Annotated in this window: 11 protein-coding genes; 5 read left to right on the top strand and 6 right to left on the bottom strand. The window is 75.2% G+C overall.

The window, feature by feature from the left end:
- Window positions 1-138 precede the first annotated feature (138 nt).
- From ACI792_RS01385 to ACI792_RS01375, 3 genes are all read left to right on the top strand, one after another.
- Window positions 139-852, top strand: a complete 714-nt coding sequence (locus tag ACI792_RS01385) for a 50S ribosomal protein L25/general stress protein Ctc (RefSeq protein ID WP_456600994.1) — start codon at window positions 139-141, stop codon at window positions 850-852.
- Between the two features lie 86 nt (window positions 853-938).
- A complete protein-coding gene (pth, locus tag ACI792_RS01380; protein ID WP_456601168.1) occupies window positions 939-1508 on the top strand; it encodes an aminoacyl-tRNA hydrolase in 570 nt (189 codons plus the stop codon).
- Window positions 1509-1688: 180 nt separating this feature from the next.
- A complete protein-coding gene (locus ACI792_RS01375) occupies window positions 1689-3194 on the top strand; it encodes a sugar transferase (RefSeq protein WP_456600993.1) in 1506 nt (501 codons plus the stop codon).
- 28 nt (window positions 3195-3222) lie between these two features.
- Here the strand turns inward: ACI792_RS01375 and ACI792_RS01370 are convergent, their stop codons facing one another.
- Together ACI792_RS01370 and ACI792_RS01365 are read right to left on the bottom strand one after the other, a co-directional pair.
- The gene (locus tag ACI792_RS01370) at window positions 3223-4158 is read right to left on the bottom strand and encodes a glycosyltransferase family 2 protein (RefSeq protein ID WP_456600992.1); all 936 of its coding nucleotides are present in this window, start codon (window positions 4156-4158) and stop codon (window positions 3223-3225) included.
- Between the two features lie 5 nt (window positions 4159-4163).
- Complete coding sequence (locus ACI792_RS01365) at window positions 4164-5159, bottom strand: sulfotransferase domain-containing protein (RefSeq protein ID WP_456600991.1); 996 nt, start codon at window positions 5157-5159, stop codon at window positions 4164-4166.
- Window positions 5160-5297: 138 nt separating this feature from the next.
- On the opposite strand from ACI792_RS01365, the gene ACI792_RS01360 reads away from it, so the two are divergent.
- Together ACI792_RS01360 and ACI792_RS01355 are read left to right on the top strand one after the other, a co-directional pair.
- Window positions 5298-6086 (top strand): hypothetical protein, encoded by a 789-nt coding sequence (locus ACI792_RS01360; protein WP_456600990.1) that lies wholly within the window; start codon window positions 5298-5300, stop codon window positions 6084-6086.
- Window positions 6087-6257: 171 nt separating this feature from the next.
- Window positions 6258-7130, top strand: coding sequence for a WecB/TagA/CpsF family glycosyltransferase (locus ACI792_RS01355; RefSeq protein ID WP_456600989.1), 873 nt, complete (start codon window positions 6258-6260; stop codon window positions 7128-7130).
- Between the two features lie 54 nt (window positions 7131-7184).
- Here ACI792_RS01355 and ACI792_RS01350 read toward each other — a convergent pair whose 3' ends face one another.
- The 4 genes from ACI792_RS01350 to ACI792_RS01335 all read right to left on the bottom strand — a co-directional run bounded on the left by ACI792_RS01350 (window position 7185) and on the right by ACI792_RS01335 (window position 12184).
- A complete protein-coding gene (locus ACI792_RS01350) occupies window positions 7185-8786 on the bottom strand; it encodes a lipopolysaccharide biosynthesis protein (protein ID WP_456600988.1) in 1602 nt (533 codons plus the stop codon).
- Window positions 8767-9564 (bottom strand): sulfotransferase domain-containing protein, encoded by a 798-nt coding sequence (locus tag ACI792_RS01345; RefSeq protein WP_456600987.1) that lies wholly within the window; start codon window positions 9562-9564, stop codon window positions 8767-8769. Before ACI792_RS01345 ends, ACI792_RS01350 begins: the two co-directional genes overlap by 20 nt.
- A gap of 86 nt (window positions 9565-9650) precedes the next feature.
- On the bottom strand, window positions 9651-10883 hold the full coding sequence (locus ACI792_RS01340; protein WP_456600986.1) for a hypothetical protein: 1233 nt from the start codon (window positions 10881-10883) through the stop codon (window positions 9651-9653).
- Window positions 10880-12184, bottom strand: coding sequence for a hypothetical protein (locus ACI792_RS01335; RefSeq protein WP_456600985.1), 1305 nt, complete (start codon window positions 12182-12184; stop codon window positions 10880-10882). Before ACI792_RS01335 ends, ACI792_RS01340 begins: the two co-directional genes overlap by 4 nt.
- Window positions 12185-12247: the final 63 nt, after the last annotated feature.

Raw genomic sequence — 12247 nt, 5'->3', positions numbered from 1 at the left:
GGGGTACCGTGTCTCCCGTTGCCCGGCGAGGGAGACGGTCCACCCGTACTCCGTGATCGACGTGCGTGTGCCCCGTGGGGTGTGCTGCGCCCGGTCGCCGGACCGCAGACCGATCCACCACCCGAGGAGCACACCACCGTGGCTGACTTCCGTCTCGAGGCCGAGACCCGCACCGAGTTCGGCAAGGGCAGCGCCCGCCGCACCCGGCGCGCCGGCCGCGTCCCCGCCGTCCTCTACGGGCACGGCCAGGACGTCGTCCACCTCTCGCTGCCGGCGCGCGAGTTCGCCGCGGCGCTGCGCAACGGCGGCGGCAACGTCCTGCTGACCATCGTGCTGGAGGGCAAGGAGCAGCTGGCGCTGACCAAGGCCGTGCAGCGCGACCCGCTGACCCGCGTGCACGAGCACGTCGACCTGCTGCTGGTCCGCCGCGGTGAGAAGACCACCGTCGACGTGCCGATCGTCGTCGTCGGCACCCCGGCGCCGGACGCCATCCCGAACCACCAGCTGAACACCGTCCAGATCGAGGCCGACGCCACGAGGCTGCCCGACAGCATCGAGGTCGACGTCACCGGCCGCGACGCCGGGCAGAACATCACCGCCGGTGACCTCGCGCTGCCGGCGGGCTCCACGCTGATCACCGACCCCGAGGCCCTCGTCATCGGCTTCCTGGGCGCGCCCACGGCCGAGGCCCTGGAGGCCGAGCTCGCCGAGGCCGAGGCCGAGGCCGGCATCGAGCGCGAGGAGTCCGACGAGGCGGCCGAGGGCGCCGGCGAGGGCGACGTCGTCCCCGAGCCCCTCGACCAGGGCAGCGGCGAGTCGATGGACGCCGCCGAGAACAGCAAGAACGACTGAGGCATCCGCTGACCGAGAGCACGGACCGCAGGGGCGCCGGCACCGCCGGCGCCCCTGCGGCGTCCCCGCCTCCCGAGGGCCCGTTCCTGGTCGTCGGCCTGGGCAACCCCGGTCCGACCTACGCCGGCAACCGGCACAACGTCGGCGCGATGGTCCTCGAGGAGCTGGCCCGCCGGGCCGGCATCCGGCTCGCGGCGGGCAAGGGCGCGCGCGCCCGCGCGCTCTCCGGGGAGGGCCGACTGGCGGGGCGGCGGGTCGTGCTCGCCGTGCCGTCGACCTACATGAACGAGTCGGGCGGCCCGGTGCGGGGCCTGCTGGACTACCACAAGCTGCCGCCCGAGCAGCTGGTCGTGATCCACGACGAGCTGGACATCGACTTCGGCGTCGTGCGGCTCAAGCGCGGCGGTGGGGAGGGCGGCCACAACGGGCTCCGCTCGGTCACCCGCTCGACCGGGACCAAGGACTACCTGCGGGTGCGGGTCGGCATCGGCCGCCCGCCGGGCCGGCAGGACCCCGCCGATTACGTGCTCAAGGACTTCTCGGCGACCGAGCGCAAGGAGCTCGACCTGTTGCTGGTCGAGGCCGCCGACGCCACCGAGCTCCTCCTCACCTCCGGCCTGGAGGCCGCGCAGAACCAGGTGCACCCCCGCACCTGACGGCGCCGCCGCACGGCCCTATCGGGTGAAGCGTGACGCTGCGTGTTGACGCCTCGGTCGGGGCGCTGTGAGTGTGGCGGTGATCAGCACCGTGCCGCCCGGGGGAGCCACTGCCCGGGGTCGCCGTCGCCCGGGCTTGCGACACCGGGCCGGCTACGGTGCGTAACGTTCGGGGGACGCATGCTGCTGGATCGCCACCAGGCGAGCTCGGGCGCGGTGATCCAGCCGGGGGCCGCCGGCGGATCCGCCGCCGCCTCCGCGCCGCGCGCCCGGGCGATGGCCCGGCGCGCCGCACCGGCCTGGGTGGGGTCCTACACCCGCACGCTGGTCGCGGTGGAGACCGTGCTGGCCGCTGCCGCGGGCGGCACCGTGGTGGTCGGGCGGGACGTCCCGGCCGGCCCGGACACCCCCCTCTTCTGGGGCGCCCTCGCCCTCGTGGTGGCCTGGCCGGTCCTGCTGGGGTCCACCGGCGCCTACTCCGAGCGGGTGTACGGCACCGGCAGCGACGAGTACCGCCGCGTCGGCCGTGCCGCGCTGCTCCTCCTGGGCATCACCAGCTTCCTGTCCTACGCCGCCGCGCTCGAGCTCAGCCGCGCGCTCGTCGTCGTGGCCATCCCGGCCCTCGGCCTCGCCACGCTGCTCGGCCGGTACGCCGCGCGCACCCGGCTGCGCGGCTTGCGGGCCCAGGGGCGGTGCACGAAGAAGGTCGTCGTCGTGGGCCGCGGCGGGGCGGTGCTGGAGCTGGTCACCCGGCTGCAGCGCGAGCGCTTCGGCGGGCTGGAGGTGGTCGCCGCCGCCGTGACCCCGGACGACCGGCTGCGGGTCGCCGAGCGCGCCGGCGTGCCCGTCGGCGGGCTCGACGACGTGCTCCTCCTCGCCGACACCTGGGACGCCGACACCATCGCCGTCACCTCGGCCAGCGAGACGGCGGCGCAGTACCTGCGCCGGCTGTCGTGGCAGCTCGAGGGCAGCGGCATCGAGCTGCTGGTGGCCCCCGGCCTGATCGAGGTGGCCGGACCCCGGCTGCGCATCCGCCCCTTCGAGGGGCTGCCGCTGCTGGCGGTGGAGGAGCCCTGCTTCGAGGGCTGGCGGCGCGTGGTGAAGGGCGGCATGGACCGGGCGGTCGCGGCGCTGGCGCTGCTCGTCCTCTCCCCGCTGCTGCTGGTCATCGGCCTCGCCGTCCGGTGCACCAGCCCCGGCCCGGTCCTCTACCGGCAGGAGCGGGTGGGCCTCGCCGGGCGCACCTTCACGATGCTGAAGTTCCGCAGCATGGTGGTCGACGCCGACCAGCAGCTGGAGCGGCTGCGCGCGGAGAACATCTCCGACGGCCCGCTCTTCAAGCTCCGTGCCGACCCCCGCGTGACGCCGGTCGGGCGGCTGCTCCGCCGGTTGTCCCTCGACGAGCTGCCCCAGCTGCTCAACGTGCTCGGCGGCTCCATGTCGCTGGTCGGCCCGCGACCGCCGCTGCCCGCCGAGGTCGCCCGCTACGACACCTCGGTCAGCCGCCGCCTGCTGGTGAAGCCAGGGCTGACGGGGTTGTGGCAGATCTCCGGGCGGAGCGACCTGTCGTGGGAGGAGTCCGTGCGGCTGGACCTGCGCTATGTCGAGAACTGGTCGCTGGCGACCGACGTGCTCATCCTGGCCAAGACCGTGCGCGCCGTGCTGAGCCGCTCCGGCGCCTACTGAGCCGGGCGCGGTCCCCCGACCGGGGGGCTCAGACCCCGCGACCTCGCCGGTTCAGGACCGACAGCACGCGCTCCGCCGAGACCAGCCGTCCCGCCACCGCCAGGGCGAGCACCGCGCGGGGTTCCCGCCACCGACGACGCAGCGCCCGGAACGCCCACCGCAGTGCGGCCCGGCGCTCGCCCAGGGCAGCCGTGCCGAATGCCAGCTGCCCGTAGACGCGGGCCGCACCGGCATCGTCCTCGGTGATCCCCGGGTGACGCCGCAGCATGTACTCGAGCGACCGGACCAGCGTCGTGAACCTGCGGGAGAAGTGCGAGGACCGGCCCCACCGGACGGTCACGAGCGGCTGGTCGACGTGCTGCAGTGGCTGGGCCGCGGAGGCGCGCAGCAGCAGGTCCCAGTCCTCGTTCTGGCTGCCCGGGATCTGCTCGTCGACCAGCCCCAGCCGGCCCAGGAGGGCCGAGCGGCGCAGCAGCAGGGTCGAGCTGTGCAGCATCGCCATCCGGCTGCGCAGGAGGTCGGCGTGCCGGATCTCCTCCCGGTGCGCCAGCCGGTCGACCTCGGTGCCCTCGTAGGACACCCGGATGGCGGTCGTGACCACGTCCACCCCGGGGTGCTCCGCGACGCGCTCGAGCTGGGCCCGCAGCTTGCCCGGTGCCCACAGGTCGTCGTCGTCGCAGAAGGCGACCCACTCGCTGTCCAGGGCGAGGATCCCGGTGTTGCGGTTGCCGGCCAGCCCGGGTGTGCGCTCGTTGGCGATCACGCGGACCCGGCGGCCGTCCCGGCCGAGCTCTTCCAGGGAGCGGTCCGGAGTGCTGCGGTCGAAGACCACGACCACGTCCAGCCCGACGGGTGCGTCCTGGTCGAGGATCGACCGGAGGGTCTCCCGGAGCATCGCCGGCCGGTCGTGCGTCGGGACGACGACGCCCACGGTGGGCCGGGCGCCGACGGTGCCGTCGGCCACGCCCGTCACCGGGCCGACCGCCGCAGGTACCGGTGGTGAGCCAGCAGCGGCAGCGTCAGGAGGGTGACCGCGAGGCGTCCGCGCCAGGGGAGCCGTGCCCGCCAGGCGTCGTCGCGCCGCAGCGTCAGGGGCCCGTTGCGGAAGCGGACCGGGTTGCCCGCCACGGTGTGCGACGGCGTGAGCTGCACCGTCCTGTCGTCCGAGAAGGGGGTCGCGGAACCGTCCACCGAGAGGCCGGCGAAGTCGGCGATCTCGGCGACCCGCTCCCGCGGGTGTGCGACGAAGTCCTCGTACCGCAGCACCAGGGTGGCCGTGCCGAGCCGGCGCAGCAGCGCGAAGAGCAGGTTGTGCCCCAGCCAGAGCGCCGAGGAGCGCGCGGGCGAGTAGCGGGCCATGAGGTCCCCGGTCGTGGTCGCCTCCGGGCGCTGGACCTCCTTGGTCCAGGAGTAGGCCACCCCCCGGCTGTCGCGGACCACGTGCACCACCCGGAGGTCGACCCCGGGGGAGTGGCGCAGGCAGAACGCGAGCGACGAGTGCTTGCTCGAGTCGATGACCACCGGGCGCCCCGAGACGTCGGCGATCGCCCGGTAGAGCCGCGCGAAGGTGCCGACGTACTCGGCGAGTTCGGCGCGGCGCCGGCGGGGAAGGCGGCCGAGCGCCCAGAGGGGCACGTGCCGGGTGCGGTCCACCCGGGACTGGAGGTGCCGCATGCGCCTGGCGGTGCCCTCGTCCCACCCGCCGAACGCCCGCGCGCCGACGGCGGTCCAGAAGGGGCACCGGCCGAACGCCTCACCGCACCCACACATCTCGTCGTCGAGCACGCCGCGCTGCCACAGGTGCACCAGCTCACCCGCGGGGGCGGTCTCCGGCAGCTCGCCCAGGACGCGCTCCAGCACCGTGGTGCCGCTGCGCCCCAGGCCGCCCAGGAAGAGGACCCGGGTGGCTGCCGGAGGGGTCGACGAGGCGGGCGTGCCGGGGGCAGGTGCGCGGCTGGTGGACACGCTGCGAGGATGCCAGCCGGAGTCGTGGCCCGTTACCCAGCGTCACCCCCATGGGGGTGATGCGTGCGGTGGAGGGTGGCCCACCCCGGAGGGGTGAGCGAGGTTGGTCGGGGCGCACCCCGGTGCCAGCCTGCCTGCGTGCCATCCTCCGCCCGGCGGCTCACGGCTGTCTTCTGCGTCCTCCTCGGTGTGCTGCTCCTCGGTGTCCTCCTGGAGCTGCTGCCGGCCGTGCTGCCCGACGTCGTCGCCTCCCGCGTCGCTCGGAACAGCGAGGGGGTGCTCCTGGCGCTCCTCCTCCTGCTGTGGGTGCAGTACGCCCGGCCGCGACTCGCCCGGCACCGGCAGCAGTGGCCCCTGACCGCGCTCGCGGCCGTCGTCGGCGTGGCGATCGGCCTGGCTCTGCTGGCCGGCGACCTGCCGAGCCGGGTCCGCACGCTCAACGAGACCTTCCTCGCCGCGGCGCTGCTGGTGCCCTACCTGCAGCTGCGGCGGCCGTTGCCGGCCCGGCTCGCGGGGTGGCTCTCGGCCGGGGTCCTGGTGCTCGTCGTGGCGTTCAACCGCACGGGCGTCGTGACCGATCTGGCGGAGGCGCTCGGGGTGCTGGTCCTGGCCCCGGTGGCCTTCGATGTCGTCGATCGCGGCATCCTCGACCCGGCGGGGCGGACCTCGGCCGTCCGGCGCGCCGCGTGGTACGGCGCCCTGGTGGTGACCCCGGTCCTCCTGACCGTCCTGCAGCAGGTCGGACTGCCGGGCGTCGCGGGCGAGGCGGTCCGCTACGGCGTGCGCATCACCGAGGCGTTCGTCTGCCTCCTCCTCGTCCAGCTGTGGTTCGCGGTGCTGCTCCGCCGGACCGGCCGCGCCGACCCGCCGGCGGGTGCGCCGGTCGTCGCCGGCCTCGCGCCCACGGAGCCGGCCACCCGCGGCTGAGCGCGGCGGGTGAGGCGCCCCCGGCCGCCTCACCCCATGGGGGCGACTGACCACCCATTCGCTCGCATTGGATCCCCGCGACCCATTCAATGAATGCCGGTCGCAAGCCCGGAATTGCCCGGACGCCATTCCAGTCATTGTCGGCGGCCATTTCGGAGCAAGGGGTTCGTCATGTTGCTGCTCGCGCCGGACGTCGATCGTGCACCGGACCTGCTGGTCGACGCCCTGGTCGCCATGAAGGACGAACGGGTCGCCACCGGCCGTTGCGTGCACGCGACGTGGCTGAACCACCACACGATCCGCATCGTGCTCTCCGACGCCGCCTCCGCACTCGCCCGGATGGATGTCTGCGGAATCGACGGGCAATTCCTCAAATGGCTGCTGCGTCATCCCACCCGCACCAGTGCCGACCTCGTCGTACCGCGCGTCCTGCAGCGTGACGGGACCATTCGCACCGTGCTCGCCATCGGCGGGCACGGTGATCGGGCCGGGGGGCTGTCGGCCGCCCTCAGCGGCCTCGCCGGGCGACCGGTGCGCGTCGTCCACGTGGACGGCTTCGACGGTCTCCTGCGCGGGGCGGAGCTGGCGCGGCTGGTGCGGTCCGTGGAGCCGGAGATGGTCCTGATCGGGCTCGGGGCCGGCCTGCAGGAGCAGGTCCTCCTCGAGGCGGCCGACGCGATGGCCGGCGGTTATGCGATGACGTGCGGCGGATTCCTCGACCAGGTGCTGCAGCCGGGCTACTACCCCGCCTGGGCCTATCCGCTGCGGCTGAACTGGCTCGTCCGGCTGGCGCGGGAACCGCGGCGGCTGTGGCGCCGGTACACCGTCGGGGCCGTGCGCGCGCTCACCTGCAGCGCGAGGTGGCGCCGCGCGGTGCGCGACGTCCCGGGTGTCGACGCCCATGCCTGGTTGTGCGGCGCCGGCGGCGGCCGCGGCACCGCGCCCGCTCGTGCGGCGACGGCCCGCCGGATCGACGGGCTGGTCCTGCCGCTACCGCGGCGGGAGCTCTTCGCCACCCCCGACGACCCCTCGCCCGCGGTCTGAGCTCGGGAGGCGCCCGACCCGGCCGCACGGAGGTGCCGGCCCGGGCCGCCGGGATCAGGCGGCCCCGGCCGCGCCCCGTCGTGCGGAACGGAGCGCGTCCAGCGCCAGCGGGTGCCGCCAGCGCCGGCACGCTGCGACGTACAGCAGGCCGCCCACCAGCAGCGCCGCCGACGTCGGCGCCGCGCCGTCGACCGGCAGGGCGCGCCCCACCAGCGGCACCAGCCCGAAGCACACCAGCGACGCGCCCATCGCGATGCCGGTCCCGGCGCCGAACGGGTTCATGCCGAGCGCCCGCCAGACCTGGGCGAGGGCGAGCAGGTTCTTGACGAGGATGGCGGCGGACCAGCCGACGGCGGCGCCGAGCAGCCCGAGGGACGGGATCAGGGCGACGTCCACGACGACGTTGACGGCGAGCGCGGCGAGCGCGTTGCCCAGGTTCCACCGGGTCCGGCCGGCCATGATCAGGACGACGTCGACCATGCCGATCGCGGAGGCGACCATCATGGTCGCGCTCAGCACGAGGACGACCGTGACACCGGCGTCGTACCCGGCGCCGAACAGCCCGAGCAGCGGGTCCGCGGCGGCGGCCACGACGAGGTAGAACGGCCAGACGAGCAGCACCAGCCAGCCGGTCGCCGTCCGGTAGACCGTGCGTGCGGCCGACCGGTCGGCGACCGCGAACAGCGCTCCCACCCGAGGCTCGACCACCGCGGCCAGCGCCTGGTTGACGAACTGGCCGATCACCAGGAACCTCGTGGCGGCGGTGTACACCGCCGCCTGGACCGGTCCGGCGAGCACCGCGAGCAGGACGATGTCCAGGCGCTGCAGCACCAGCTGGACGATGCCGGTCACCGCCCGCGGGGCCGTGAAGGCCCAGAACTCCCGCCGCACGCCGGGGTCCCGCGCCGCCCGCGGCGCGCCGGCGGTGGCGGCGCGCTGGAGCCTGACCAGCCACGCCCCGGCCAGCACGGCCGAGAGCGCCCACGGGGCGCCCCAGGCCAGGGCGAGCGCGGGGAGGGAGCCGCCCGCCGCGGCGACGAGCGCCACCGCTCCCAGCTGCAGCAGCGAGCGGCCGAGGCGGTCGACGACGACGGTGGGGAGGATGACGTCGTGGCCGCGCGTCGCGCCGACCAGCACCTCCGAGACCGCGGTCACGGGCAGCAGCAGGGCGAGGACCCGGATCGCGTCGACGGTCTCGCCGGACCGCGAGCCCGTCGCCAGCTCCGCCACGCTGCCGGCGCCCAGGAGCAGGACCAGCGCCAGCGCACCCGCCAGCAGGACGACGGGCGTGAGCGCTACCCGCAGGATCTGGGGCACCTTCCCCGCCGTGCCCAGCGCCCGGGCGCGGGAGACGGCCCAGACCACGCCGGTGCCGGCACCGAGCCGGGCGGTCGCCTCGGCGACGAGGTGGACGGAGGTCAGCGCGAAGAAGATGCCGGCCAGGTCGGCCGGGAGGGTGCGGGTGAGGGCGAGGACCACGCCGATCCCCGCCGCCGCGGAGACCGCCGACCCGGCGACGCTGGCCATGCCGCGCCGGGCCAGCCCGGCCAGGCCTGACCGGGGGTCGCCACCGGGTGCGCCGCCCGCCACGCCCTCGCCGGTCGGCCCGACGGCCGTCGCCGCCGGGCCGACCGCCTCAGCGCGGCCGGACCTCATGCTCGCGCCAGCTCACCGGGCGGCCGAGCCACCGGGCGAGCTCGGCGTCGAACGGCGCGAAGTGCTCCTCCAGCCGCGCGCGCAGCCCCGGGTCCATCGGGGAACGCGGGCGGGCGTTGTGCCGCTCGAACGCCGGGTAGCCGGTGTGCGGCAGGTCCAGGAAACGGAGCACGTCGTCGTAGACCGGCTCGGGCTCGGCGAAGAATCGGTGGCTGTCGACGACGTGGAGGCGCTCCCTGCCGAAGATGCTCTCGAGCCGCTCGAGGTGCTCGACGTACCTGCCCCGCTGCAGGTAGCCGTGGTGCTGGTGGCTCGGGCTGTTGTAGCCCTCGTCCGCGAGGATGCGGTCGGCCTCACCGGCCAGCCGGGACTCCTCGAGGGCGAGGGCGGTCTCGAAGTCCTCCGTCTCGAAGCCGCGCGCCAGCTCGTGCGCGTGCGCGGAGTAGGCGCGCTCCACCGGGTCGCGCAGCAGGACGACCAGCTTGACGTCCGGGAGGTCGCGCGCGATCCGGGCCGCGGCGAGCGGGTGGAACATGTAGTACGGGCTCGACTCGAACGTGAGCGCCCGGCTGCCGGTCCGGCGGCCGATCGCTGCCGCGGTGGAGCGCAGCGGGAAGTGGGCGCGGTACCAGCTCATGCCGCGCCCGTACGCGGTGTCGAAGTAGTGCACGCCCTTGTGCAGCACCGGCGGCAGGACGTTGGGGTGCGAGCGCAGCGTCCGGTACATCGACGTGGTCCCGCAGCGCTGACCTCCGATGATGAGGAAATCGGGCCGCATCCGCGCCCGGCTGGACGGTCGCCCGACGGAGCGGGCGGCTGTCTGGAGTGCCCGGTGGACCGTGGGTGAGCGGCGCAGGCGTTCGATCATCGTTCCTCTTCTTCCAGGAGCCCCAGCCCTCGGTCGAGGGCCGGCAGCAGGTAGGTGCGGGGATCGCCGAGCGGGGCGCCGGCGTCCACCTGGCGGTCGGCCAGGTAGCGGAGGCTGAGGTCGGCGAGGTAGACCGTCGCGGTGGCCAGTGCGGCCCTCCGGTCCTGCCCCAGCGGAGCCAGGAGGTGTGCCGCACCGTCCACGAGCCGGTGCGCGGCGGGGGCGGGTTCGTGCCGGCGCGTCACCAGGTCCCGTTGCAGCACGTGGTGGAGCAGGTCGAGCCCCGCGGGAACGCCCCGGCGGAAGCGCTCCCAGTCCCAGACCAGGATGCGGTCGGGCAGGCACGCCATGTTCCAGGGCGTGCAGTCGCCGTGGGCGCCACCCAGCGACAGCCGGGTGTGCCCGGCGGCGGCGTCGACGCGGTGGACCAGGCCGGCCAACCGGTCGGCCGCCTCCCCTGCGGGCAGGCCCGCCGTCCGGGCCCGCAGGTCGCGCCAGAACGGCGCGGCGGAGAGCTCGATGCCGTCGACGCGGTCCACGGAGCCGATCTCCCCGACGGCAGCCACCAGGCGGTCGTCCGTCAGCGACCGGCGGGACGACCACACGGGGAGCGCCGCCTGCACCAGCAGGGCGTGGCCCTCCCAGTCCCCGGCGTGCAGGAGCGTGGGCACCTGCACCGTCCCGGTGACGGCGCCCGCGAGTCGGGTGAGGGCCGCCGCCTCGGCGCGGACCAGACCGTCGGTCAGCCGGTCCACGCCCACCTTGGCGTAGGCGAGCGTCTTCCCGGCAGGGCTCACCAGCTGGAGGACCGGCTTGCGGTTGGCCCGCGGCGGCCCCAGGTGCATGCCGACCCGCACGTCGCAGCCGAGCAGGCCGGCGAGGTGCTGCCGGAGGTCGCCGGGGACCGCGTTCGCGGGGGAGACGACGTGCAGCCGCTCCCGCCGCAGCGCCGTCCCGAGCCCCGCCCGGAGGCCCAGGGCGAGCGCTCCGGCCCGGAGCCGGTCGGCCCGACCGCGCCCCTCGGCGTGGTGGCGGACGACGGCGGCCGCCGCTCGCCGGCCCGCCGGGGCCAGCAGCCGGGGCCGCCGGCGGCTGGGCAGGAGGAGGTACTCCTCCACCGTGCCGGCGCCGGGGTCCCGGCGCGGTGCGGAGCCCGGCACCAGCGTCCGCGACGTCGGCCACAGCAGGGGGGTCACGTCCGCCAGGTGCGCGAGCCGGTCGTCGGTCACCGCGCACCTCCCGGCGCCGCGACCGCCCCGGGCGGCACGGCTGCGGTGTCGGACCCGCGGTGCCGGTCGTTGCGCCACAGCAGGGCGATGGCCAGGAACGTGATCAGCAGGGGGATGACGAGCGCGTTGTAGAGGAGCATGTAGAGGAACGGCAGGCCGATCGCCAGCACCGCTGCGCCGGCCAGCGGGCTCCGGTCGTGGCGGAAGGCCCACAGGGTCCGCAGCATGAAACCCAGGTAGAGCGCCGCGCCCACGACGCCCTGGGAGATGAGCAGCAGCCACAGCTGGCCCGTGCTGCCCAGCGGCGGGTTGCCGCACGTCGGGCAGTTCTCGTCGCGCCCGACCGCGATGGAGTTGTTGCTGCCCAGCGGTCGCCGGCTGGACCCGAAGCCGAGCACCGGCGAGTGCTTCGTGGCTTCCAGCGTCCCGGTGATGGTGAAGGCGCGGACCCCGTCGCTGTGCGGGTTGTCGATCCGGCCCTGGACGACGGTGCCCAGCGGCGAGGCGACGACCAGGACGGCGGCCACGACCAGGCCGAGGGCCAGCGCGGCGACGCCGGCGAACCGGCCGCTGCGGGCCAGCCACAGCGCGGTGAACGCGACGGTGAGCCCCAGCGCCAGCCAGACCCCGCGGTTCAGCGACTCGACCACCGGGACCACGGCCAGGACCAGCACGAGCAGGCCCACGACGCGGCGGGGGCCGGGCGTCCGCAGCCAGCGCACGGCGAAGAAGCCGAGCAGCAGGGTGAGGACCATCCCCCACGTGTTGGTGTAGCCGAACGGCGCCGCGGGCCGGCCCGAGGTGTAACCGAGCACCTCGTGCAACTGGGCGGCCGCCGGGTGGACCAGGCTCTGCACGAACTGGTTCCGTGCGATCGCATCCGGCAGCAGCACCTCGACCGGTGAGGTGACCGAGAAGGTCGGTGCGAAGGTCCCGAGCAGGCCGCCGCCGACGACCACCAGGAACAGCCAGGACAGCTGCCGCACGAGGCGCTCGCGGGGGAACTCCTCCTCGGTCAGGTTGCCGACGTACAGCAGCGCGACGGCCACCACGAGGTAGCCCGCCAGGTTGAACGCGACCGAGATCAGCCGGTCGGTCGCCTCACCGGGCAGGGTCCCGGGCGGATCGACCCCCAGCATGGTGGTGCTGAGCGCCACCCAGAGGAGGAAGAGCAACCACAGGCCGAAGCCCGGTGGCGCCTGGAGCGGACGCCGGCGCCAGAGGTGCACGACCATCGGCACGGCCAGGGCGAAGACGACGAGCGTCCCGAGCCCGAGGATCCACCACAGCGGGTAGAGCACCAGGAGGGCCGTGATCGGCCATCCCGGGTGCCGGGACACCGGCTGCCGCGACCCCGGGGGGAC

Source organism: Blastococcus sp. SYSU DS0669 (assembly GCF_054050895.1).
Note: the sequence above shows the minus strand (reverse complement) of the source record. Positions and strands in the feature narration are given on the sequence as shown.